This is a genomic window from Streptomyces sp. NRRL F-5650, assembly GCF_000721365.1.
Lineage (GTDB): Bacteria > Actinomycetota > Actinomycetes > Streptomycetales > Streptomycetaceae > Streptomyces > Streptomyces ardesiacus.
In genome coordinates, this window is record NZ_JOGV01000002.1 from 233071 (window position 1) to 255885 (window position 22815).

Genomic DNA, 22815 nt, shown 5'->3' on the forward strand with positions numbered 1-22815 from the left:
CATGCGACCGCGTACGACACCCGCGCTCGCGGGAGTGGCCGCGCTGGCGCTGCTGACCGGCTGCGGCGCCGCCGACATGACACAGCAGGCGTCCCCGTTCGCGGGCGCCCGGGGCGCGAGGACCGTCACCCTCTCCGTGCAGTCCTGGGTCGGCGCGCAGGCCAACGTGGCCGTCGCCCAGTACCTGCTGGAGCACGAGCTGGGCTACCGCGTCGACACCGTCCAGGTCGACGAGGTCCCCGCCTGGGACGCGCTCAGCCAGGGCCGCGTCGACGCCATCCTGGAGGACTGGGGCCACCCCGAGCAGGAGCAGCGCTACGTCGAGGACAAAAGGACCATCACCGCGGGCGGCGACCTGGGCGTCACCGGGCACATCGGCTGGTTCGTCCCGACGTACTTCGCGAAGAAGCACCCGGACGTCACGGACTGGAAGAACCTGAACAAGTACGCCGACCTGCTGCGCACCGCGGAGAGCGGCGGCAAGGGCCAGCTCCTGGACGGCTCCCCGTCCTACGTCACCAACGACAGGGCCCTGGTGAAGAACCTGGACCTGGACTACCAGGTCGTCTTCGCCGGTTCCGAGGCCGCCCAGATCACGCAGATGCAGCAGTTCGCCAAGGAGAAGAAGCCCTTCCTGAGCTACTGGTACACCCCGCAGTGGCTGATGGAGAAGGTCCCGATGACCGAGGTGAAGCTGCCGCCGTACGAGGAGGGCTGCGACGCCGACCCGGAGAAGGTCGACTGCGCCTACCCGGTCACCCCGCTGCAGAAGTACCTCAACGCCGACTTCGCGGAGAACGGCGGCGAGGCCGCGGAGTTCCTGAAGAACTTCACGTGGACGACCGAGGACCAGAACCAGGTCTCCCTGATGATCGCCGAGAAGAAGATGCGGCCCCGGGCCGCGGCGGAGAAGTGGGTGGACAGCCACGAGTCCGTCTGGAAGCAGTGGCTGCCCTGACCCTCACGCCGACAGGCGTGCCGCCTGCTCCCGCACCGCCCGCTCGGCGGCCCGCTGGAGCGCCGGCCCGAACGTGATCCGGGTCGCCCCGAGTCCGCCGAGCACGGCGGGCGAGGGGCCCTCCCCGGGACGCGCGAGCACGTTCACCGGCCCCTGTATCCCGGCCCGCAGCAGCGGCAGTACGGCGACGGGGGCGCCGATCGGGTACACGCAGTCGGCGCCCGCGGCGACGTACGCGGCGGCCCGCTCGATCGCCGCCCCGGGAGCGTCGACGCCCCGGAGGAACGTGTCGACACGGGCGTTCAGGAAGAGCCGGTCACCGGCTGCCTCCCGCACCGCGGCCAGCCACTCGGCGTGTTCCGCCGGGTCCTTGAGCACCCCGTCGGCGGAGTCCTCCAGGTTGCAGCCGACGGCGCCCGCGTCGAGCAGCCGCTCCACCAGCTCCCCGGGCGCCAGCCCGTACCCGTCCTCCACGTCCGCCGAGACGGGCACGTCCACGGCACGCGTGATCCGGGCGACCGCCGCGAACATCTCGTCGGCCGGGGTCGCCCCGTCGGCGTACCCGAGCGAGGCCGCCACCCCGGCGCTCGGTGTCGCGAGGGCCGGGAACCCGGCCGCCGCGAACACCCGGGCGCTCGCCGCGTCCCAGGGCCCGGGCAGGACCAGGGGGTCCTCCGGGGTGCGCCCGTGGTGCAGGGCGCGGAACCGCGCGGCGCCGTCCGCCGCGCTCACCACTCGGTGCTCCCCGCGGGGATCCGCCGGGCGACCATCAGCCGGTTCCAGGTGTTGATCGTCGCGATCAGCGCCAGCAGGTGGGCCAGTTCACCGGCCTCGAAGTGCCGGGCGGCCTCCTCGTACACCGCGTCGGGCACGAAGCCGTCCGTCAGCACGGTGACCGCCTCGGTCAGCGCCAGCGCGGCCCGCTCCCGGGCGTCGAAGACGTCACCGGCCTCCTCCCAGGCGGCCAGCAGGTCCAGTTTCCCCTCGCTCACGCCCTGCTTGCGCGCGATGCCCAGGTGCATGTCGAGGCAGAACGCGCAGTGGTTGAGCTGCGACGCCCGGACCTGCACCAGCTCCGCCAGGCCCGCGTCCCCCAGCCCCCGCTTGGCGGCGGCGCCCACCGCCTGCAGCGAGGCGCGGACGCGGTCGTCCAGGAAGGTCGTACGGGCCGTCATCCGTGCTGCCCCGGGTGGTAGTGGCCCGGCGCCATGCGGAAGGTCACGCCGAAGCGGTTCCAGGTGTTGATCACCGCGACGGCGGAGACCAACTGGGCCAGCTCCGCCTCCTCGAAGTGGGCCGCGGCCTTCTCGTACACCCCGTCCGGCACGAAGCCGTCCGTCAGCACGGTGACCGCCTCGGTCAGCTCGATCGCCGCCAGCTCCTTCTCCGTGTAGAAGTGCCGCGACTCCTCCCACGCGCCGAGCTGCACGATCCGCTCCACGCTCTCGCCGGCCGCGAGCGCGTCCTTGGTGTGCATGTCGAGGCAGAAGGCGCAGTGGTTGAGCTGCGAGGCGCGGATCTTCACCAGTTCGTACAGCTTCGGGTCCAGGCCCCGCCTGGCGGCGGTGTCGAGCCGGAGCATCGCCTTGTAGACCTCGGGCGCGTGCTCGGACCAGTTCAGCCGGGCGGGCCGCTCGGGCGCGTAGGCGCCGGTCGTCGGGGCGTCGGTCGTCGTGCCGGTGGTCGTGGTGCCGGTGGTCGTCGTGCCGGTGGTCGTCGTGCCGGTGGTCGTCGTCATGCCGTCGAGCCTAGGAACGAAGCAGCCCACCGGTATGGTCCACTTCCATGGCGAAATCCTGGGCCACTCTCGGCGTCGACCTCCACCTGGAACCGGCCGGTCCGGGCCTGCGCCGCGGCCTGACCGACGCCCTGCGCGAGGCCGTCCGCACCGGCCGCCTGACCCCCGGCACCCGCCTGCCCTCCTCCCGCGCCCTCGCCGCCGACCTCGGCATCGCCCGCAACACCGTCGCCGACGCCTACGCCGACCTGGTCGCCGAGGGCTGGCTCACCGCCCGCCAGGGCTCCGGCACCCGTGTCGCCGACCGCGCCGTCGTACCGCCCGCCGACACGGCACCCCGCCCCCGCGCCCCCGTCCGCCCCGCCCACGACCTGCGTCCCGGCTCCCCCGACCTGGCCTCCTTCCCGCGCGCCGAGTGGCTGAGGGCCGCCCGCCGCGCCCTCACCGCGGCCCCCAACGACGCCCTCGGCTACGGCGACCCGCGCGGCCGCCCCGAGCTGCGCGGCGCGCTGGCCGGCTACCTCGCCCGGGCCCGCGGCGTCCGCGCCGACCCCGAGCGGGTGCTGGTCTGCGGCGGCGTCGCCCACGGCCTGACCCTGCTCGCCGCCGTGCTGCGGGCCCGCGGCGTGCACACCGTCGCCGTCGAGTCGTACGGGCTGCACGTCCACCGCGACCTGCTGGCCGCCGCCGGACTGCGCACCGTCCCGCTGCCCCTGGACGCGCACGGCACCGACCCCGACATCCCCCCGGGCACCGGCGCCGTGCTGCTCACCCCGGCCCACCAGTTCCCGCTCGGCATGACCCTGCACCCCGACCGGCGGACGGCGGTCGTCGACTGGGCACGGCGTACCGGCGGCCTGGTCCTGGAGGACGACTACGACGGCGAGTTCCGCTACGACCGCCAGCCGGTCGGCGCTCTCCAGGGCCTCGACCCCGACCGCGTGGTCCACCTCGGCACCGCCAGCAAGTCCCTCGCCCCCGGCCTGCGGCTGGCCTGGATGGTGCTGCCGCCCGGCCTCGCCGACGACCTCACGGCCACCCGCGGCGGCCTGGACACCAGCGGGGTACTGGACCAGCTCACCCTGGCCGAGTTCCTGACCTCCGGCGCCTACGACCGCCACGTCCGCGCCGCCCGCCTGCGCTACCGGCGCCGCCGCGACGCCCTGGTCGCGCACGTCGCCGCCCACGCGCCCGAGGTACGGGTGACCGGCATCGCGGCCGGCCTGCACGCCGTGCTGCGGCTGCCGCCCGGCACCGAGCGGTCGGTCGTCCGCGCGGCGGCCTGGCAGGGCCTGGGCCTGTACGGCCTGTCGGTCTTCCGCCACCCCGACGCCACCGCCGACCCCGTGGACGCCGTCGTCGTCGGCTACGGCACCCCGCCGGACCACGCGTGGGCGGGGGCCCTGGAGGCCCTGTGCCGGACGCTGCCGTAGAGTCCGGGCGCGACGCCGGCCGTACACTCGATCAGTCCAACCGACGTACGGGAAAGCGGAAGAACGCACCACGGGGGAGACGGGACATGGCGCAGACGCGGCGACGGCTGCGGTCGAGCACGGTGGTGCTCGGCGGCATGGGAGTACTGGCGGCGGCCCTGAGCGCGTGCGGTTCGGACCCCGACCGCCGCTGCGTGGACCGCAACAGCTACGACTACCTCAAGGGCTACAAGGTCGTCGCCGACAAGAACTGCAAGTCCGGCTCCTCCGCGGGCTCCTCGGGCGGCTCGTCCGGCAAGGGCGGCAGGAAGGGCACGTCGAAGTCCGTGGGCAACGCCGACTGGTACTACGACGCCGACGTCAGCGGCGGCTGGGCCGACTACGGCACCTTCAGCAGGTCCGAGGCCGTCGACCGGGGCGGCTTTGGCTGCTCGGGCTCCGGCAGCGGCGGCGGCTGAGGCGGCCGGCCGTGGAACGCCGCACCATCGAGCCCCGCCCGGGCTGGCAGCGGACCGTCGAGGAACAGGGGCTGATCTACCCCCTGACCCGCTACCCCGACGACTCCCTGCGCCCCTACTGGGACGAGAGCGCCTACTACGTCTTCTCCCTGCCGGAGGTCGAGGCCCTGGAGGAGGTCGTCGGGGAACTCCACCGCATGTGCCTGGCCGCCGCCGCGCACATCGTCGCCGCGGACCGCTTCGCCGACCTCGGCATCACCGACCCGCGCGTCGTCCGCGCCGTCACCGAGGCATGGCACCGCCGCGCCGAACTCCCCTCCGTCTACGGCCGCTTCGACCTGCGCCACGACGGAACGGGCCCCGCCAAGCTCCTGGAGTACAACGCGGACACCCCGACCTCACTCGTCGAGGCGGCGTCCCCGCAGTGGTTCTGGATGGAGGAACGCTTCCCCGGCGCCGACCAGTGGAACAGCCTCCACGAACGGCTCGTCGACGCCTGGCGGAAGCAGGCCGTGCTCCTGCCGCCGGGCAACCCGCTGTACTTCGCGCACTCCTCGGACGACGAACTCGGCGAGGACCTCATGACGGTCGCCTACCTCAAGGAGACCGCCGAGCAGGCCGGCCTGGCAACCGACTGGATCTCCATGGAGGAGATCGGCTGGGACCGCCTGTCGGGCCGCTTCGTCGACAACCGGCTCCGCTTCATCCGCAGCCTCTTCAAGCTCTACCCCTGGGAGTGGCTCACCACCGACCGCTTCGCCGGCCACGTCCTGGACACCCTCGACAACGGCGGCGGCACCGGCAGCACCCTGTGGATCGAGCCCGCCTGGAAGATGCTGCTCAGCAACAAGGCCCTGCTGGCGATCCTCTGGGAGCTGTACCCCGGCCACCCCAACCTCCTCCCCGCCCATCTGGACGGCCCGCGCGAACTGGCGGCCACCACCGGCTGGGTCGCCAAGCCCCTGCTGGGCCGCGAGGGCGCCGGCGTCACGATCCACGAGCCCGGCACCGACCCGGCCCCGCGTCCGGAACCGTGCTGCTACCAGGAACTGGCCCCGCTGCCCGACTTCGACGGCAACCGGGTCGTCCTCGGCGCCTGGGTCGTGGAGGACGAGCCGGCGGGCCTGGGCATCAGGGAGTCGAGCGGCCTGGTGACGGACGAGTACGCCCGCTTCGTGCCCCACGTGATCCTCTGACGGTGATCCGGCGCGGATCAGGACGCGGGCGGGAAACGGATCAGGACGCGGGCGGGAAGACGAAGAAGCCGTTCACCTTCCCGCCCGGCCCCGCGTTGTACGCGCCGACCCAGCCGTATCCGGTGGACGCGTTGAAACGGGGCACGAGACGGTCGGAGAGGTCCTTGGCCAGCACCTTCTTCGTGCGGGCGTCCACGGCGAGGAGGGTTTCGGCCTCCAGGGTCCTGCCGTACAGGACGGTGCCGGTACCCGAGAACCGCAGCGGCACCAGGGCGTGCTCGTCCTCCCCCTGGGTCCACAGCACCTTGCCTTCGGCGACCTTGACGACCGAGGCCACGTCGTCGGTGAAGACGGCGGCCAGGTCGCCCCGGGGGCTGAACACCGGGTCCTCGTCGCCCTCGAAGGAGGAGACGGCCCCGGGACCGCCCGCCAGGTCGTACGTGGCGAGGACCCGGGTGCCGGACAAGGGGTTCAGCCGCCACGAGGTGAGCACCCGGCCGTCGGAGACCCGCAGCACGGACACCTCACCGGTCTTCCCGTCGTCGTCCCGGACCCGGACGCCCTTGGGCGGTGTCACCTTCCCGCTGTCCCAGACCTTCTTCCCGCCGGCCGGCTCGTAGAGGCTGATCCGCGGGGAGAGACCGGTGCTGTCGAAGCCCGGGTAGTAGCCGTCGCTGATCAACGGGGCGAAGAGGTTGTTGCCGCCGTCGGCGAGGACCGTCGCCGTGCTCGCCACGAACCCGCAGCCGCTCTCGAAGCCCGCGCAGGGGACCGTGCGGGCCGGGCCGCCGTCGACCGGAGTGAGCCGGAGGGTGTCCCCGCTCTCCTCGACCAGATGCCCCTCGGCGACGAAGCTCCGGCCGGTGACCGGCTCCGAGCCCGAGGCGTCCTCCCCCTCCCGCGCCGCCCGCTCGGGCAGCTCCGCCTTTCCGAGCAGGCGGCCCGCGCTGTCGTACAGGGCGGCGGTCGTGCCGGTCCTCGCCTTGGTCAGCCCGTCGGAAGCGGTCGTCGTCGAGGCCGTCACCGCGACGGCCGCCTTGCCCCCGTGCCAGGTGGTGAGGGTGACCGAAGCGGTCTTCACCCGCAGTTCCTTGCGGACGGCACCGGTCTTGACGTCCCTGAACTCCAGGACGAGGTCCTCGGGCGTGTCCGAGCCGTACAGCGAGAGCGCCGGCCCGTCCTCGGCGTCCGGGGTCTCGTCGGACACGTACGCGCCCCGGGCGTCCTTGGCGAACACGAGCGTGTCGCCGAGGTCCAGCACCACGGGGATGCCCATGGGACCGTCGACCGGCAGACTCCAGGCGGGCCGCCGGGCGAGCCCCGGCAGCGCCGGTCCGTCGTAGGCGGGCCCCTTCCGGGCCGCCCCGCCGCCCGTCCCGGCGTCGGTCCTCCCGCGGTCTCCGCCGCCTCCGTCGTCGCCGTCGGACGAGCTGCAGCCGGCCAGCAGCCCCGCCGTCAGCGCCAGACCCGCCAGCGCGGTCACCGTCCGCCGGCGCCGCAGACCGGCCCGTCCCCCGCCGACCGCCTTCTGGTCGTCCCTCACCCGCATGCGCCCGATTCCCCCGTCGTCGAGCTCGTCCACCCGGCGCACAGAAGCACGCGCACCGCGTACGCGTGCGCGCCGGACGGTTGAACGAAAGCGCATCCTACCGACGGCGATTGCCCGAACCCCACGCCTTTTCCCCTTCCCCGCCCTTCTCGGCCGGTGGACGCCGGCGCCTCCTGCCCGGCGCGCCCGGTAGGCTGGCCGCGGGCCGTGACTGGCGCGCTGGGATGGGATGGACCATCGGGGAGCGGTCCCGGAGCAGACAGTGCCGTGCGCCTGGGCCGAACCGTGAACCGTGTACGCCGCGAGCCACGCCATCCGGAGGCCGTCATGTCCGACCAGCAGCCCCTGTCCACCGAGTCCACCGCCTTCCGCGCGGCGCTCGACGTCATCCGCGCGGTCGAACCCCGCGTCGCCGACGCCATCGGCCAGGAGGTCGCCGACCAGCGCGAGATGCTCAAGCTGATCGCCTCGGAGAACTACGCCTCCCCGGCCACGCTCCTCGCGATGGGCAACTGGTTCAGCGACAAGTACGCCGAGGGCACCGTCGGCCGCCGCTTCTACGCCGGCTGCCGCAACGTCGACACCGTCGAGTCCCTCGCCGCCGAGCACGCGAAGGCACTCTTCGGCGCCCGCCACGCCTACGTCCAGCCGCACTCCGGCATCGACGCCAACCTGGTCGCCTTCTGGGCCGTCCTCGGCGCCCGCGTGGAGGTGCCCTTCCTGGAGAAGACCGGCGCCCGCCAGGTCAACGACCTGACCGACGCCGACTGGGCCGAGCTGCGGCAGGCGTTCGGCAACCAGCGGATGCTCGGCATGTCCCTGGACGCGGGCGGCCACCTCACCCACGGCTTCCGCCCGAACATCTCAGGAAAGATGTTCGACCAGCGCTCCTACGGCACCGACCCGGCCACCGGTCTCATCGACTACGAGGCCCTGCGCGCCTCCGCCCGCGAGTTCAAGCCGCTGATCATCGTCGCGGGCTACTCCGCCTACCCCCGGCTGGTCAACTTCCGGATCATGCGCGAGATCGCCGACGAGGTCGGCGCGACCCTCATGGTGGACATGGCGCACTTCGCGGGCCTCGTCGCGGGCAAGGTGCTCACCGGCGACTTCGACCCGGTCCCGCACGCCCAGATCGTGACGACGACCACCCACAAGTCGCTGCGGGGCCCGCGCGGCGGCATGGTCCTGTGCGACGACTCCCTCAAGGACCAGGTCGACCGCGGCTGCCCGATGGTCCTCGGCGGCCCGCTCCCGCACGTCATGGCCGCCAAGGCCGTCGCCCTCGCCGAGGCCCGGCAGCCCGCCTTCCAGGACTACGCCCGGCGCATCGTCGACAACGCCCGCGCCCTCGCCGAGGGTCTGACCAGGCGCGGCGCCACCCTGGTCACCGGCGGCACGGACAACCACCTCAACCTGATCGACGTGGCCTCCTCCTACGGCCTGACCGGCCGCCAGGCCGAGGCCGCGCTGCTCGACTCCGGCATCGTCACCAACCGCAACGCCGTCCCGGCCGACCCGAACGGCGCCTGGTACACCTCCGGCATCCGCATCGGCACCCCGGCGCTGACCACCCGCGGTCTGGGCACCGCCGAGATGGACGAGGTCGCGGGCCTGATCGACCGCGTCCTGACCACGACCGAGCCCGGCACCACCAAGTCCGGCGCCCCTTCCAAGGCCTCCCACGTCCTCGACGCCAAGGTCGCCGACGAGATCGCCCAGCGTGCGACCGACCTGGTGGCCGGCTTCCCGCTGTACCCGGAGATCGACCTCGGCTGAGGGGCCGCGAGGCCCTACAGGTCGATCAGCTCCTGACGGGGCTCCCCGCGCGGCGGTCCGGCACGGTACCGGTCCGCCGCGCGGCGTGTCAGCAGCGTCCCCGCGACCCCCGCCCCGAGCCCGGCGGCGGCCCACCACACCCCGTGCCACCCGCCGTCGCGCTCCTCGGTGCCCGTTGCGTCCGCCGTGAGGAAGCCCTCGGCGGTCAGTCGCTCGTAGGCGTCCCGCGGGACCCGGTGCCAGCGGATGTCGTCGTCCGTCAGGTCCGGTGCCGGGTCCGTGCGCACCCACGGGGTGCCGTCCTCGGCCACGAAGAACTGGTCCTGACGCAGCATCGCCACGTCCCCGCCCGGCGCCCGCCGGGTCTGCGGCCACCCCCCGACGCCGGTCAGCCCCCACAGCACCGTGAACCGCACCGGGGGCCGCCGGTCCCGCGCCCAGTCCTCCGGGACCCGCTCCGTGCCCGTGCGGCCCGGGTCGAGCAGCCACCGCAGCCGGTCGAAGTCGGCCTCGCCCGCGTGCCAGGAGGCGGTGCGTCCCGAGCCCGCCCACACGACCACGGCCACGTCCGGCTCGTCGACGGCCGGGGCCCCCTCGGCGGCAGCCGGCCACACCAGGCCCGCCCACCACGCCGCCGCGGCCGCCGCCGCGCACACCCACCGTCGTCCCACCGCGGCCCCCTCCCGCCCGTCCCTCCCTTGTTACACCCCCGGGAACGGAATGGAGCCCCCCTGTGCCGAACCCGTGCCCGACCGCCCCGCGAAGCCTGAGAGAATGGTGAACATGGCCAACGATCGCCCGCCCGTCTCCCACCACCGCCCTCAGGGGAATGGCTCCGCCATGCAGCGTCGTCCGCGCGTGCTCTCCGGTATCCAGCCGACCTCCGGCTCGTTCCACCTCGGCAACTACCTCGGCGCCGTCCGCCAGTGGGTCGACATGCAGGACACCCACGACGCGTTCTACATGGTCGTCGACCTGCACGCGATCACGGTCCCGCAGGACCCGAAGCAACTGCGCGAGAACACCCGCGTCGCCGCCGCCCAGCTCCTCGCGGCCGGCCTCGACCCGGACCGCTGCACGCTGTTCGTGCAGAGCCACGTCCCCGAGCACGCGCAGCTCGGCTGGCTGATGAACTGCATCACGGGGTTCGGCGAGGCGTCCCGGATGACGCAGTTCAAGGACAAGTCCGCCAAGCAGGGCAACGACCGCACCACCGTCGGCCTGTTCACGTACCCGATGCTGATGGTCGCCGACATCCTGCTCTACCAGGCCGACCAGGTCCCCGTGGGCGAGGACCAGCGCCAGCACCTGGAGCTGACCCGCGACCTCGCGGACCGCTTCAACCAGACCTACGCCGACGCCTTCACCGTCCCGAGCGCCTACATCCTCAAGGAGACGGCGAAGATCTACGACCTCCAGGACCCGACCGCCAAGATGAGCAAGTCGGCGGCCACCCCGAAGGGCCTGATCAACCTCCTCGACGAGCCGAAGGCCACCGCCAAGAAGGTGAAGAGCGCGGTCACGGACACCGACACCGTCGTCCGCTTCGACCGCGAGCACAAGCCCGGCGTCAGCAACCTCCTGACGATCTACTCCACCCTCACCGGCGCCGACATCGCCGAGCTGGAGCGGAAGTACGAGGGCAAGGGCTACGGCGCGCTGAAGACGGACCTCGCCGACGTCGTCGTGGAGTTCGTCACCCCCTTCCGCGAGCGCACCCAGCAGTACCTGGACGACCCGGAGACGCTCGACGCGATCCTCGCCAAGGGCGCGGAGAAGGCCAGGACCGTCGCCGCGGAGACCCTCGCCCGGGCGTACGACGCGGTGGGCTTCCTGCCCGCCAAGCACTGACCCGCCGCACCGCCCGCCGCACGCCCACGACCTGCCCGGGACCACGGGACCGGGCACCGTCCGTGCGCCCCGGCATGCCGCCGTAGCGCTGCACATCACTCCGGTTGCGCCTGCCGGGGGCGCGGCGGTGGCCGTACAGTCGATATCCGGGTGTCCGGCCGAAGGACACACAACGACAGGAGACGAAGTGGGGACCGTAACGATCGGCGTGTCGATCGCGGTCCCGGAGCCTCACGGCAGCAAGCTCCAGAAGCTGCGCGCGGGCTTCGGCGACGCCGCCGCACACGGCATCCCCACGCACGTCACCCTGCTGCCGCCGACGGAGGTCGACGGCGGCGCGCTGCCCGCGGTCGAGGCACACCTGGCGGAGGTGGCGGCGCGCGGCCGTCCCTTCCCGATGCGGTTGTCCGGCACCGGGACCTTCCGCCCGCTCTCGCCCGTCGTCTTCGTCCAGGTGGTCGAGGGCGCGGCGGCCTGCGCCTGGCTGCAGAAGCGGGTGCGCGACGCGTCCGGCCCACTCCCGCGCGAACTGCAGTTCCCGTACCACCCGCACGTCACCGTGGCGCACGGCATCGACGAGGCGGCGATGGACCGCGCCTACGAGGAGCTGTCCGACTACGAGGCCCAGTGGGCCTGCACCGGCTTCGCGCTGTACGAGCAGGGCGCCGACGCGGTGTGGCGCAAGCTGCGCGAGTTCCCCTTCGGCAGCGCCACGGTGCCGCCGCAGGCCGGACGCGTGGAGACCGGTTCCCTGCCCGGCCGGTAGCCCCGCCTCACACCGGCAGCCGCCGGAACACCGCCCGCGGCAGGTGCCGCACCGCCGCCATCACCACCCGCAGCGCCCCCGGCACCCACACCGTCTCCGAGCGCCGCCGCAGCCCCAGCTCGATGGCCCCGGCGACCGCCTCGGGCGTCGTGGCGAGCGGCGCCTCCGCCATGCCCTCGGTCATCCGCGACCGCACGAACCCCGGGCGTACGACCATGACGTGCACGCCCGTGCCGTGCAGCGCGTCGCCCAGCCCTTGCGCGAAGGCGTCCAGGCCGGCCTTGCTGGAGCCGTAGATGAAGTTGGCGCGGCGGGCGCGTTCCCCGGCGACGGAGGAGAGCACCACCAGCGAGCCGTGCCCCTGCGCCTGCAGCGAGCGGGCGGCGACCAGCCCGGCCGAGACCGCGCCGGTGTAGTTGGTCTGCGCGACGCGCACGGCGTTCAGCGGCTCGCGCTCGTCGTGCGCCTGGTCGCCCAGGATGCCGAAGGCGAGCAGCACCAGGTCGACGTCGCCCTCGGCGAACACCTTGCCGAGCGCCCCCTCGTGGCCCTCGGGGTCCAGCGCGTCGAAGGCGACGGTGCGCACCTCGGCGCCCAGGCCGCGGAGCTGCCCGGCGGCCTCCTCCAGGGCGGGGGAGGGACGGCCGGCCAGCCACACCGTGCGGGTGCGGCGGGCCACCAGACGGCGCACGGTGGCGAGCGCGATCTCGGAGGTACCGCCGAGGACGAGGAGGGACTGGGGGAGGCCGAAGGCGTCCTTCACGGCTGCTCCAGACAGGTCGGTGGGGCGGGGGGCGTCACAGGGCGAGGCGGCGGGCCAGGTCGGAGACGAACACCCCGCGCGGGTCCAGCTCCGCGCGCAGGGCGCGGAAGTCGTCCAGACGGGGGTACATCGCGGCGAGCAGTTCCGGGCGCAGCCGGGAGTCCTTGGCGAGGTAGACCCGGCCGCCCGCCCGCGCGACCTCCTCGTCCAGCTCGTCCAGGAAGGCGCCGAGGCCGGGCAGGCCGGCGGGGACGTCCAGGGCGAGGGTCCAGCCGGGCACGGGGAAGGAGAGCCAGCCCGGGTCGGCCTCGCCGAACCGCTTGAGGACGGCCAGGAACGACGGGCAGCGGCGCCCGGAGATGCGCCGCACGACCGAGCGCAGGGCCTCCTCCCGGCCGTGCCCGACGACGAACTGGTACTGCACGAAACCGCCCCGGCCGTAGACCCGGTTCCAGTGCGGGACGCCGTCGAGGGGGTGGAAGAAGGTGGAGATCCGCTGGAGCCTGCCCCGGCTCTCCCGGGGGGCCTTGCGGTACCAGACCTCGTTGAAGAGCCCCACCGTCGTCCGGCTGAGCAGTCCGCCCGGCAGGAAGTCGGGGGTCGCGGGGAGGCGGGAGGTGCGGAAGGCCAGCGGTGCGCGCCGGGCGCGCGAGCGGGCGGGCAGCGCGGCCAGCGGCGCGTGGTCGCCGCGGGTGAGCACCGCGCGGCCCGTCGCCCTGCCGCGCGCGAGGAGGTCGATCCAGGCGACCGAGTACCGGTAGCGGTGATCGGTGGCGGTCAGCCGGGCCATCAGGTCGTCCAGGTCGGCGGCCCGCTCCGTGTCGACCGACATCAGGGCCGTCTCGACCGGCTGGAGCCGCAGCGTCGCCGTGAGGATCACCCCCGTCAGACCCATGCCGCCCGCGGTCGCGTCGAACAGGGGCGTGCCCGGGACGACGGTGCGGACCCGGCCGTCGGCGGTGAGCAGCTCCAGGGAGAGCACGTGCCGTGAGAAGGACCCCGACACGTGGTGGTTCTTGCCGTGGATGTCGGCGCCGATCGCGCCGCCGACCGTCACGTACCGGGTGCCGGGCGTCACCGGCACGAACCAGCCCAGCGGCAGCAGCACCTCCATCAGCCGGTGCAGCGAGACCCCCGCGTCGCACAGCACGGTGCCGCCCGCGACGTCCACGGCGTGCACGCGGTCCAGGCCCGTCATGTCCAGCACGGCACCGCCGGCGTTCTGTGCCGCGTCCCCGTACGCCCGCCCCAGTCCCCGCGCGATGCCGCCGCGCATCCCGCACTCCCGGACGGCGACGGCCGCCTCCTCGTACGTCCGCGGACGCACGACGAGCGCCCCGGTGGGCGCCGTACGGCCCCAGCCGGTGACGGTGTCCCAGTCGGAGTCGGGAAGGGTGTCGGCAGACATGGCGGTGACCGTATCGCCCCGTCCGTCACTGAGTGAATGATTGGTTCCAAAACATTCAGAGCATCCCTGAAACGGGTGATTAATGGTATGTCGGTCCGGCGTGCCCGGCTTCCCGTGCCGCGGGCGTGAACAGTGAGTCCACATGGACGACCTCGACGACATGGACCACCGGATCGTCACCGCGCTCAGGGCCTGCGGCACCGACCCGCGCGTCGCGGGCGCCGCGCGTGCCCTGTCCTGGGCCGGGGAGCACGGCGCGCTGTGGCTCGCGGGCGGCCTCGCAGCGGCCGCCGCGGACCCGCCCCGGCGCGCCGCCTGGCTGCGCGGCACCGCGCTCACCGCCGGCGCCCACGTCGTCAGCATGGGCGTGAAGCGCGTCGTACGCCGCCCCCGCCCCGCCCACGTCGTTCCCCTGGTGCGCACCGCGGGCCGGCACTCCTTCCCCAGCTCCCACGCCACCTCGTCCGCCGCGGCCGCCGTGGTCTTCGGGGCGCTCGGAGTGCGGGCCGCCTGGCCGCTCGCCGCCGCCGTCTGCGCCTCCCGGCTGGTCGCCGGCGTCCACTACCCCTCCGACGTCGCGGCGGGCGCCGCCCTCGGCGCGCTCACGGCCCGCCTCGGCGCCCACTGGATGCGCGGAGGCACCCGTGGCTGACACCGCCGTCACCGGCGCCGCCGTCCTGCGCCCACGCGCCCCCGAACAGGGGAAGGAGCCCGCACCGCGCCGCGCGGGGGGCGTCCTCGCCGGGCTGGTGCGCACCGCGCGCCCCCGGCAGTGGATCAAGAACGTCCTGGTCGTCGCCGCCCCGGCCGCCGCCGGCGAGCTGTTCTCCCGCCACGCCCTCGGCCGGCTCGCCCTGGTCTTCGTCCTGTTCACCGCCTGCGCCGCCGCCGTCTACCTCGTCAACGACGCCCGCGACGCCGAGGCCGACCGCGCCCACCCCGTCAAACGGCACCGCCCGGTCGCCGCCGGAGACGTCCCGGTGCCGCTCGCCTACGCCGCCGGGTGCCTCCTGGGCGTCCTCGCGCCCGTCCTCGCGGCCTGGCTGTGCCCCCCGCCCGTCGCGGCCCTGCTCACCGCCTACCTGGTGATGCAACTGGCGTACTGCGTCAGCCTCAAGCACGTCCTGGTCGTCGACCTCGCCGTCGTCACCACCGGTTTCCTGATGCGGGCCATGGCCGGCGGACTCGCGCTCGGCATCCCCCTGTCGCGCTGGTTCCTCATCACCACCGGCTTCGGCGCCCTGTTCATGGTCGCCGCCAAGCGCTACTCCGAGGCCGTGCAGATGGCCGGGAAGAAGGGCGCCACCCGCGCGCTGCTCACCGAGTACACCACCGGCTACCTCCGCTTCGTCTGGCAGCTCGCCGCAGGCGTCGCCGTCCTCGGCTACTGCCTGTGGGCCATGGAGGAGGGCGGCGTCCCGCACACCAGCGTGCTGCCCTGGCGCCAGCTCTCGGTGATCCCCTTCGTCCTCGCCGTCCTGCGCTACGCCGTCTTCGCCGACCGCGGCACCGCCGGCGAACCCGAGGACGTCGTGCTGCGCGACCGCGCCCTCGCCCTGATCGGCCTGGTGTGGCTCGCCATGTACGGGCTGGCGGTGGCCAATTGGTAGCCGGCCGGCGCGAACTGCTGGGCTTCGCCCTCGCCGGGCTGCTGGCCTACGCCGTCGACCTCGGACTCTTCACCTGCCTGCGCGGCCCGGCCGGACTCGGCCCGCTCACCGCCAAGGCGCTCTCCTTCGTCGCCGGGTGCTCGGTCGCCTACGCGGGCAACGCGCTGGGCACCTACCGCCACCTGAGCCGCCCCCGGGGCCTGCGCCCCTGCGCCGTGTTCTTCGCCGTGAACGCCGCCGGCGCCGCCGTCCAGCTTCTCTGCCTGGCCGTCAGCCACTACGGGCTCGGCCTCACCTCGCAGCGCGCCGACACCGTCTCCGGCGCCGGGGTCGGCATGGCCCTGGGCACGATCCTGCGCTTCTGGGGCACAAGGACACTGGTCTTCCGGTCCGGCGAGGAACCGGCCGGCCGGACGGGATCATGGAACGGGACGAGCGGGGGCAGGGTCGGATCATGGACTGGCTGAAGAAGCTCCCCGTCGCGGGGCCCTGGATCGCCCGCCTGATGACCACGCACGCGTGGCGCTCCTACGAGCGGCTCGACCGGGTGAAGTGGTCCCGGCTGGCCGCCGCCATGACGTTCACCAGCTTCGTCGCGCTCTTCCCGCTGCTCAGCCTCGCCGCCGCGCTCGCCGCCGCCACGCTCGACAAGCAGCAGCAGACCAAGCTCCAGGACAAGCTCGCCGAGCAGATCCCCGGCATCTCCGACCAGCTCGACATCCAGGGCCTCGTCGACAACGCCGGCACCGTCGGCGTCATCGCCGCCCTCCTGCTGCTGTTCACCGGCATGGGCTGGGTCGAGGCCACCCGGGGTTGTCTGCGGGCCGTGTGGGAGCTGCCCGACGAGGAGGAGAACCCGGTCCTGCACCGGGCCAAGGACGCGGGTGTCCTCGTCGGCCTCGGCGGCGCGCTGCTGATCACCGTCGCCATCTCCACCGTCGCCTCGGCACTGGTCGGCTGGATCATCCGCACCCTCGGCCTCGCCCAGGGCGGGGTCGGCGGCGTCCTGCTCTACGTCGCCGCCTTCGCCGTCGCCGTGCTCGCCGACTTCCTGCTGCTGCTGTACGTCCTGACCCTGCTGCCCGGCGTCCAGCCCCCTCGCCGCCGCCTGGTGGTGGCCGCGCTGATCGGCGCCGTCGGCTTCGAGCTGCTCAAGCTGCTGCTCAGCGGCTACATCCAGGGCGTCGCCGCGAAGAGCATGTACGGCGCCTTCGGCGTCCCCGTCGCCCTGCTGCTGTGGATCAACTTCACCGCCAAGCTGGTGCTGTTCTGCGCCTCCTGGACGGCGACGGGCGGCAAGGAGCAGGAGCGGGGCGGCGAAGGCGTCAGGGACGGGTCCGGCGGCGCACCAGGTCCGGCAGCGGCCACTTCCGGTTGATCAGGAACACGCCGCCCGCGAGCAGCACCAGCACCCCGGCCGTGATGCCGGCCGCGATCCCGACCCCGCTGGAGCCGTCCGGGGCCGCCGCGCCCGCCACCGGTTTCGTGCCGCCCGCGCCCTTCCCGGTGCCGCCGGCCTCGCCGGAGGACCCGGCCGAGGGGCTCGCCGCGGCGGCGCTCCGGGGAGGCACGAGCTGCCCCACCGGACGCGCCTTGCCGGACGCCTTGAAACCCCAGTCGAACAGGCGGGCGGTCTCCTTGTAGACCTCGTTGTGGTCGTCCTTGGCCGGGTTCATCACGGTGACGAGCAGCACCCGGCCGTCCCGCTCGGCGACGCCCGTGAAGGTGGCGCCCGCGTTGGTGGTGTTGCCGTTCTTCACGCCCGCGATGCCCGGGTAGACCTCGACGTCGTAGTCGCCGGCCAGGAGCCGGTTGGTGTTCTGGATCTCGAAGGGCTTGCGGGTCGTCTTCCCCTTCTTGTCCTTCGTCGTCTCGCCCGGGAACTTCGCCCGGACGGTCGAGGCGTACTCGCGGAAGTCCTTCTTCTGCAGCCCCGAACGGGCGAACAGCGTCAGGTCGTACGCGGAGGACACCTGCCCCGGCATGTCGTAGCCGTCGGGGCTGGCCACGGTGGTGTCGAGGGCCTGCAGCTCCTCTGCGTGCGCGTTCATGTCCGCGACGGTCCTGTCGACGCCGCCGTTCATCGCGGACAGCACGTGCACCGCGTCGTTGCCGGAGCGCAGGAAGACGCCGAGCCACAGGTCGTGGACGGTGTACGTCTCCTCCTCCTTGATGCCGACCAGGCTGGAGCCGGCACCGATGCCCGCGAGATCGGACACCTCGACCCTGTGCTTCGTGGTCTTCGGCCACTTCGGCAGCAGCGTGTCCGCGAAGAGCATCTTCAGGGTGCTCGCCGGGGCCAGCCGCCAGTGCGCGTTGTGCGCGGCCAGCACGTCGCCCGACTCGGCGTCCGCCACGATCCACGACCGGGCGGTGAGGTCCTTCGGCAGCACCGGCGCCCCGCCCGCCAGGTCCACCTGCGTCCCGGGCTTCCCGAGCCGCGCGCCGCCCACCGTCGACATCGACGCCGGGGGAGTGGCCGACGGAGTCGCCGACGGGCCGGGAGCTGCGAGCGCGGCGGGGGAAAGCAGGGCGAGGGCGGTCAGGGCGGCGGAGGTGACCGTCAGGGAGCGCCTGAGGGCCTTCTTGGGAGCGGGCACGAGCGGAAACGTACCCCCCTCGATCGGACCGGTCCCACCCCGCTCCCCACCCCGCGCACGGTTCCGGACAGCGGACGGCGATACTTGACGCATGAAGCTCAGCCGCCCCGTCTCCTGGTTCCTGCTCGCTTTCGGGGTGTGGAGCTGGATCATCTGGATCACTTTCGTCAAAAACCTGGTCAAGGACGGCAGCGGGCTCGCCTTCGAGGACGGCGACCCGACGGCGTACTTCTGGGTGCACCTGCTGCTCGCGATCGTCTCCTTCGTATTGGGGACGGTCGTCGGGGTCATCGGGTTGCGCGGCGTGCGCGCACTGCGCCGAACGTCATAGGCGTCGAGGACGTCACAACCGAGGGGATACGACGGCATGGTGGTCGTCTTCGTGCTGGTCGCGCTGGTGATGGTGGGCGTCCTCGTGACGGCCAACTGGTACCTGTGGCGGCGCCTGTTCCGCGACACGACCAGTGCTCCGGGCCCGGTGCGCCGGATCGGCGCGGCGGTGATCGCCGGGGGCTGGCTGCTGGCCGTCGGCGCGCTGGCCGCCGAGCGCGCGGGCGCCCCGTTCTGGCTCCAGCGGGTCCTGGCCTGGCCCGGCTTCCTGTGGCTGGCCCTGTCGATCTACCTGCTCCTGGCGGTGCTGGCGGGCGAGGTCGTCCGGCCGCTGCTGCGGCGGTTCCTGGAGCACCGGGCGGCCGCACGGCGCACGCCGGAGGCGGCGGAGCCCTCGGTCTCCCCGGCGGCGGACACCTCGCGCATACCGGCCGGGACGGCGCCGCCGAAGGGGCCCGGGACGCACGGGACGGACGAGACGCCCGAGACGCCCGACGGGCCTCGGGCACCCGAGGCGTCCGGGGCTTCGGCCGTCCCGAGCCCCCTGGCCGTCCCCTCCCGCCGCCTCTTCGTCTCGCGCGTCGTCGCCGGTGCCGCCGCCGCGGCGGCCGTCGGGACGGTCGGCTACGGCACGTACGGCGTGCTGAGCGGGCCCAAGGTGAAGCGCGTCACCGTGCCGCTCGCCAAGCTCCCCCGCGCGGCACACGGTTTCCGTATCGCCGTCGTCAGCGACATCCACCTGGGCCCGGTGCTCGGCCGGGGCTTCGCGCAGAAGGTCGTCGACACCATCAACTCCACGCAGCCCGACCTGATCGCCGTCGTCGGCGACCTGGTCGACGGCAGCGTGAAGGACCTCGGCCCGGCGGCCGCACCGCTGGCGGGGCTGAAGGCCCGGCACGGGGCCTACTTCGTCACCGGCAACCACGAGTACTTCTCCGGCGCCGAGCAGTGGGTCGCCGAAGTCCGGCGGCTCGGCCTGCTCCCGCTGGAGAACGCCCGCACCGAGCTGCCCCACTTCGACCTCGCCGGCGTCAACGACGTGGCGGGCGAGGACGAGGGCCAGGGCCCCGACTACGACCGTGCCCTCGGCGACCGGGACCGCTCCCGCGCCTGCGTGCTTCTCGCCCACCAGCCGGTGCAGATCCACGACGCCGTCGACCACGGCGTCGACCTCCAGCTCTCCGGCCACACCCACGGCGGGCAGCTCTGGCCCGGCAGCCTCGTCGCGGGCGCCGCCAACCCGACGCTGGCCGGCCTGGAGCGCTACGGCGACACCCAGCTGTACGTCAGCCGCGGCGCGGGCGCCTGGGGCCCGCCCACGCGGGTGGGGGCGCCCTCGGACATCACGGTGATCGAGCTGGCGTCCCGTCAGGCCTGACCGTCGGGCCCGGCCGTCCCGTCGGACCCGGTGGTCCCGCCGGGCCTGCGGGCGGCCGGGTCGGGCATCGCCTTCGTCATCCCCGGCAGGAAGTCCGTGAACAGCTCGTGCACCTCGCGCACCAGCGGGCGCAGCACCCGGAAGCGGGCCAGCACGACGCCCCGGGCGGTGAGCCGGGCGCCGCGTTCGGCGAGGCGGTAGCTGCGCTCGCGGCCCTCGGTGCGGTCGAAGATCCAGTACAGGACGAGACCCATCTGGGAGAGCCACATCAGCTCGGGCAGGACGTCCCGCAGCTCCTCGGGCACCTTGGTCTTCGCCCCGGCGAGCACCGCGCGGTGGATGCCGATGGCCTCCACGCGCGCGTGCTCCGACTCCGGGGAGAAGGGGCTGAGCGGGCTGTCCGGGTCGGCGGCGTTCTTGAAGAACTGCACCGCGAACTCGTGGTACGGCGTGGCGATGTCCAGCCAGACCTTCAGCACGCCCGCCAGCCGTGCCTCCAGGTCGGTCTCCCTGGCCAGGACCTCACGGACCGCCGCCCGGTGCTCGGCGGCGATCCGGTCGTAGAAGCCCTGGATCAGGTGTTCCTTGCCCGCGAAGTAGTAGTACGCGTTGCCGACGGAGACCCCGGCCTCCTGGGCGATGGCCCGCATCGTCGTCCGGTCGTAACCGCGTTCCTGGAACAGCCGCATGGCCGTCTCCAGGATCAGCGCGCGGGTCTGCTCGGACTTGCTGAGGTGGGCGCCGTCGTCGGCGCCGTCGCGGGTCGCAGGCACGGGTCCAGAGCCTATCCAGTGGCGCAGGCGCCGTCGTCACAGCCCGGCCCGGTGTAGATCCACCCCACCTGCGGCTCGTAGGTCCACCCGTCCGCGCGGCGGTACCCGCCGCCACCCCACTGCCGCTGCCCGGCGCGCCACTTGGCGGCGGCCAGCACGGCCCCGCGGGCCAGCACCGCGCCCTTGGGCGTACTGAGCCGGTGGGCGAGCCCGCGGTACCCGCGCAGCGCCCACAGGACGACCACCCAGGCGGCGGCGCCCCGGTAGACCTGCCCCGCGTCGCCCACGGCGGTGACCTCGTCGAGGGTGCCCCCGTGGTCCAGCCCGGGGAAGCGCCGTCGGGCCTCGTCGGAGGCGGCCGGGACCAGGTCCAGCGGGACCAGCCGTGGCTGGCGCAGCAGCCAGTCCCGTACGTGGGTGCACAGGGCGCACTCGGCGTCGTAGAGGACGGTGAGCCGGCGCACGGGAGCGCCGGCCGTCGTCCCGGGGGCGGGGGCCATCGGCTCAGGCCCCGGCCGTCGGGGCCACCCAGCCCTGCGGCGGGACCGGAGGCACCTGCTCGCGCTCCATCAGACCGCGGCGCCGGATCCTGTTGAGCACGTACACGTTGCCCAGGTGCATCACGCCGAGCACCAGCAGCACCACGCCGAGCTTGGTGGAGAGCGCCTCGAAGATGCCGCGGGTGTCGGCGATGGTCTCGTCGCCGCTCAGGTAGAGGGCGACGAAGCCGAGGTTCACCAGGTAGAAGCCGACCACCAGGAGGTGGTTGACGGCGTCGGCGAGCTTCTCGTTGCCGTGCAGGACGTCGGAGAGGAAGACCCGTCCGTTGCGGCTGAGCGTGCGGGCCACCCAGACGGTCAGACCGATGCTGACGACCAGGTAGATGACGTAGGCGATGACGGTGCGGTCCATGCCCCACCCCTTCTTGAACGCGTTCAAAAAGCTGACAGGGGTGACTGTAGACCTGTTTTTGAACACGTTCAAGCGCGATGTCGGGGGGTTGGACGGCTCAGGGGCGGCGGCCCAGCTCCGGGCGCTTGGAGTAGTCCGTGAGACCGATGACGTTGCCCCACGGGTCGGCGAACTCGACGGTCCAGCCGGTGGCCACGGGGAAGGGCTCGTCGAGCGGCGGCACCCCGGCCTCGCGCAGGGTGCGGGCGGCCAGGCGGGCGTCGGTGACCTCCAGCCACACCCGCGCGGAGGGCCACATCGGCGGCTGCCGGCCGAACTCCTCCTCGGCGCGCAGCAGCAGCCCCGGCGTCTCGACGCCCACCTTCAGCAGTGCGATCCCGGCCTCGTCGAGCCGGTAGGCGACCGGGAACCCGGCCCGCTCGTAGAACCCGACGGCCTCACCGAGATCCCCGACGGGCAGCAGCACGTTGTCGAACCCGAGCAGTTCGTACGACTCGTCATCTGACATGGCGTCAGGCTAGGACGGTCATCGCCCGGATCGGCCGATTGTCAGCCCTCGTCGGGCGTGCTCTTCGGCCGTCCGGCGGCAAGGATCGCGCCGACGTCCAGCGTGACCTCGGCACCGAGCGAGTCGGGCAGGGTGACCGTCTCACCGGGGGAGTGGACGCGGTGGGTTGAGTAGTCGGCGCAGTCCGGGTCGGTGAGGACGTGGAGGCGCTGGTGCTTGCGGTCGACGATCACGTAGACGGGCACCATGGCGGCGGCGTAGGCGGTGACCTTGGTCTTCAGGTCGTTCCTCCAGTTGCTGGAGGTGACTTCGAGGACGAGGCGGAAGCAGACCGGGTCGTAGCAGTTGTTCTCGACGAGGTGGTCGTCGACGTCGGCGTCCACGACCGCCAGGTCGGGGACCGCGTAGTCCTCGGCGTCCATGGGCAGCCAGAGGCCGATGCCCTGGACCATCTTCGATTCCGCGCCGTGTAGGCCCGCGGCCGCGAAGGGCAGGATGAGGTCGGTCAGGACTACGGCGTGCGGGCCGTCCGGTGGCGGGGTCACGAGGAGCTGGCCTCCGATGATCTCGACGCGGTAGCCCGGGTTGCGCTCCATGAGGCGGTTCGCCTCCGCGATCAGCGGAAGGTCGCCGTGGGGCAGCTCTACGGATGCTGCGGACATCGCGTGCCTCCTAGGGGCTGGTGTCGAGGCCGTCATCGTAGGACGGAGGGGAGCCGTACGGCTCGTGGCGGACGGGTTCACCCGATGGTGTGGCATGTGCCAGAGGGCCCCGCTTCCAGGGGAAACGGGGCCCTCTCGGCCGT

The 22815-nt window shown here is 73.4% G+C and carries 26 protein-coding genes; 13 read left to right on the forward strand and 13 right to left on the reverse strand.

Annotated elements, in window-relative coordinates; all coding sequences use genetic code 11:
• Position 1 precedes the first annotated feature (1 nt).
• A complete protein-coding gene (locus IG88_RS0103975) occupies positions 2-958 on the forward strand; it encodes an ABC transporter substrate-binding protein (RefSeq protein ID WP_031034977.1) in 957 nt (318 codons plus the stop codon).
• Positions 959-961: 3 nt separating this feature from the next.
• On the opposite strand, the gene IG88_RS0103980 is transcribed toward IG88_RS0103975, so the two are convergent.
• Genes IG88_RS0103980 through IG88_RS0103990 form a run of 3 tightly spaced genes read right to left on the reverse strand, consistent with a single transcriptional unit; the run spans position 962 to position 2696 of the window.
• Positions 962-1690 (reverse strand): isocitrate lyase/PEP mutase family protein, encoded by a 729-nt coding sequence (locus IG88_RS0103980; RefSeq protein ID WP_031034978.1) that lies wholly within the window; start codon positions 1688-1690, stop codon positions 962-964.
• On the reverse strand, positions 1687-2133 hold the full coding sequence (locus IG88_RS0103985) for a carboxymuconolactone decarboxylase family protein (protein ID WP_031034979.1): 447 nt from the start codon (positions 2131-2133) through the stop codon (positions 1687-1689). Before IG88_RS0103985 ends, IG88_RS0103980 begins: the two co-directional genes overlap by 4 nt.
• The gene (locus IG88_RS0103990) at positions 2130-2696 is read right to left on the reverse strand and encodes a carboxymuconolactone decarboxylase family protein (protein ID WP_078861391.1); all 567 of its coding nucleotides are present in this window, start codon (positions 2694-2696) and stop codon (positions 2130-2132) included. Before IG88_RS0103990 ends, IG88_RS0103985 begins: the two co-directional genes overlap by 4 nt.
• Positions 2697-2743: 47 nt before the next feature.
• Here IG88_RS0103990 and IG88_RS0103995 point away from each other — a divergent pair, with 47 nt between their 5' ends.
• The 3 genes from IG88_RS0103995 to IG88_RS0104005 all read left to right on the forward strand — a co-directional run bounded on the left by IG88_RS0103995 (position 2744) and on the right by IG88_RS0104005 (position 5783).
• Positions 2744-4129 (forward strand): PLP-dependent aminotransferase family protein, encoded by a 1386-nt coding sequence (locus IG88_RS0103995; RefSeq protein ID WP_031034983.1) that lies wholly within the window; start codon positions 2744-2746, stop codon positions 4127-4129.
• An 86-nt stretch (positions 4130-4215) separates the two neighbouring features.
• On the forward strand, positions 4216-4587 hold the full coding sequence (locus IG88_RS0104000) for a hypothetical protein (protein ID WP_031034986.1): 372 nt from the start codon (positions 4216-4218) through the stop codon (positions 4585-4587).
• A gap of 11 nt (positions 4588-4598) precedes the next feature.
• Positions 4599-5783 (forward strand): glutathionylspermidine synthase family protein, encoded by a 1185-nt coding sequence (locus IG88_RS0104005; RefSeq protein WP_031034988.1) that lies wholly within the window; start codon positions 4599-4601, stop codon positions 5781-5783.
• A gap of 40 nt (positions 5784-5823) precedes the next feature.
• On the opposite strand, the gene IG88_RS0104010 is transcribed toward IG88_RS0104005, so the two are convergent.
• On the reverse strand, positions 5824-7365 hold the full coding sequence (locus IG88_RS0104010; RefSeq protein WP_158853764.1) for a hypothetical protein: 1542 nt from the start codon (positions 7363-7365) through the stop codon (positions 5824-5826).
• Positions 7366-7659: 294 nt separating this feature from the next.
• Here IG88_RS0104010 and IG88_RS0104015 point away from each other — a divergent pair, with 294 nt between their 5' ends.
• Positions 7660-9111, forward strand: coding sequence for a glycine hydroxymethyltransferase (locus tag IG88_RS0104015; RefSeq protein WP_031034993.1), 1452 nt, complete (start codon positions 7660-7662; stop codon positions 9109-9111).
• A gap of 14 nt (positions 9112-9125) precedes the next feature.
• On the opposite strand, the gene IG88_RS0104020 is transcribed toward IG88_RS0104015, so the two are convergent.
• Positions 9126-9782, reverse strand: a complete 657-nt coding sequence (locus IG88_RS0104020; protein ID WP_031034995.1) for a hypothetical protein — start codon at positions 9780-9782, stop codon at positions 9126-9128.
• A 169-nt stretch (positions 9783-9951) separates the two neighbouring features.
• Between IG88_RS0104020 and trpS the strand changes: the two genes are divergently transcribed.
• Both trpS and IG88_RS0104030 read left to right on the forward strand, forming a co-directional pair.
• A complete protein-coding gene (trpS, locus tag IG88_RS0104025; protein ID WP_031034997.1) occupies positions 9952-10962 on the forward strand; it encodes a tryptophan--tRNA ligase in 1011 nt (336 codons plus the stop codon).
• A 187-nt stretch (positions 10963-11149) separates the two neighbouring features.
• Positions 11150-11728: a 2'-5' RNA ligase family protein gene (locus IG88_RS0104030; protein WP_031035000.1), complete on the forward strand. Its 579-nt coding sequence runs from the start codon at positions 11150-11152 to the stop codon at positions 11726-11728.
• Positions 11729-11735: 7 nt separating this feature from the next.
• Here the strand turns inward: IG88_RS0104030 and IG88_RS0104035 are convergent, their stop codons facing one another.
• On the reverse strand, positions 11736-12491 hold the full coding sequence (locus IG88_RS0104035) for a decaprenylphospho-beta-D-erythro-pentofuranosid-2-ulose 2-reductase (protein ID WP_031035002.1): 756 nt from the start codon (positions 12489-12491) through the stop codon (positions 11736-11738).
• 34 nt (positions 12492-12525) lie between these two features.
• Positions 12526-13899, reverse strand: a complete 1374-nt coding sequence (locus IG88_RS0104040) for an FAD-binding protein (protein WP_031035005.1) — start codon at positions 13897-13899, stop codon at positions 12526-12528.
• A 142-nt stretch (positions 13900-14041) separates the two neighbouring features.
• Between IG88_RS0104040 and IG88_RS0104045 the strand changes: the two genes are divergently transcribed.
• The 4 genes from IG88_RS0104045 to IG88_RS0104060 are packed head-to-tail and all read left to right on the forward strand — an operon-like array spanning position 14042 to position 16887.
• Positions 14042-14551 (forward strand): phosphatase PAP2 family protein, encoded by a 510-nt coding sequence (locus IG88_RS0104045; RefSeq protein WP_031035007.1) that lies wholly within the window; start codon positions 14042-14044, stop codon positions 14549-14551.
• Complete coding sequence (locus IG88_RS0104050; protein WP_031035009.1) at positions 14544-15509, forward strand: decaprenyl-phosphate phosphoribosyltransferase; 966 nt, start codon at positions 14544-14546, stop codon at positions 15507-15509. The genes IG88_RS0104045 and IG88_RS0104050 overlap by 8 nt, the downstream gene beginning before the upstream one ends.
• Positions 15503-15976 (forward strand): GtrA family protein, encoded by a 474-nt coding sequence (locus IG88_RS0104055; RefSeq protein ID WP_031035012.1) that lies wholly within the window; start codon positions 15503-15505, stop codon positions 15974-15976. Before IG88_RS0104050 ends, IG88_RS0104055 begins: the two co-directional genes overlap by 7 nt.
• Positions 15964-16887: a YihY/virulence factor BrkB family protein gene (locus IG88_RS0104060; protein ID WP_324608990.1), complete on the forward strand. Its 924-nt coding sequence runs from the start codon at positions 15964-15966 to the stop codon at positions 16885-16887. Before IG88_RS0104055 ends, IG88_RS0104060 begins: the two co-directional genes overlap by 13 nt.
• Here IG88_RS0104060 and IG88_RS0104065 read toward each other — a convergent pair.
• On the reverse strand, positions 16835-18109 hold the full coding sequence (locus IG88_RS0104065) for a D-alanyl-D-alanine carboxypeptidase family protein (protein WP_031035016.1): 1275 nt from the start codon (positions 18107-18109) through the stop codon (positions 16835-16837). The two genes, IG88_RS0104060 and IG88_RS0104065, sit on opposite strands and share 53 nt — an antisense overlap.
• Before the next feature lie 91 nt (positions 18110-18200).
• Here IG88_RS0104065 and IG88_RS0104070 point away from each other — a divergent pair, with 91 nt between their 5' ends.
• A complete protein-coding gene (locus tag IG88_RS0104070) occupies positions 18201-18440 on the forward strand; it encodes an SCO4848 family membrane protein (RefSeq protein WP_003974124.1) in 240 nt (79 codons plus the stop codon).
• Between the two features lie 36 nt (positions 18441-18476).
• The gene (locus IG88_RS0104075; protein WP_031035019.1) at positions 18477-19817 is read left to right on the forward strand and encodes a metallophosphoesterase; all 1341 of its coding nucleotides are present in this window, start codon (positions 18477-18479) and stop codon (positions 19815-19817) included.
• On the opposite strand, the gene IG88_RS0104080 is transcribed toward IG88_RS0104075, so the two are convergent.
• The 5 genes from IG88_RS0104080 to IG88_RS0104100 all read right to left on the reverse strand — a co-directional run bounded on the left by IG88_RS0104080 (position 19808) and on the right by IG88_RS0104100 (position 22672).
• Positions 19808-20590: a TetR/AcrR family transcriptional regulator gene (locus IG88_RS0104080; RefSeq protein WP_031035021.1), complete on the reverse strand. Its 783-nt coding sequence runs from the start codon at positions 20588-20590 to the stop codon at positions 19808-19810. The two genes, IG88_RS0104075 and IG88_RS0104080, sit on opposite strands and share 10 nt — an antisense overlap.
• 11 nt (positions 20591-20601) lie before the next feature.
• Positions 20602-21090, reverse strand: a complete 489-nt coding sequence (locus tag IG88_RS0104085) for a thiol-disulfide oxidoreductase DCC family protein (RefSeq protein WP_031035023.1) — start codon at positions 21088-21090, stop codon at positions 20602-20604.
• Positions 21091-21094: 4 nt separating this feature from the next.
• Positions 21095-21502, reverse strand: coding sequence for a hypothetical protein (locus tag IG88_RS0104090; protein ID WP_030400345.1), 408 nt, complete (start codon positions 21500-21502; stop codon positions 21095-21097).
• A gap of 97 nt (positions 21503-21599) precedes the next feature.
• Positions 21600-22010, reverse strand: a complete 411-nt coding sequence (locus tag IG88_RS0104095) for a VOC family protein (RefSeq protein WP_031035025.1) — start codon at positions 22008-22010, stop codon at positions 21600-21602.
• 41 nt (positions 22011-22051) lie between these two features.
• On the reverse strand, positions 22052-22672 hold the full coding sequence (locus IG88_RS0104100; RefSeq protein WP_031035026.1) for a Uma2 family endonuclease: 621 nt from the start codon (positions 22670-22672) through the stop codon (positions 22052-22054).
• Positions 22673-22815 lie beyond the last annotated feature (143 nt).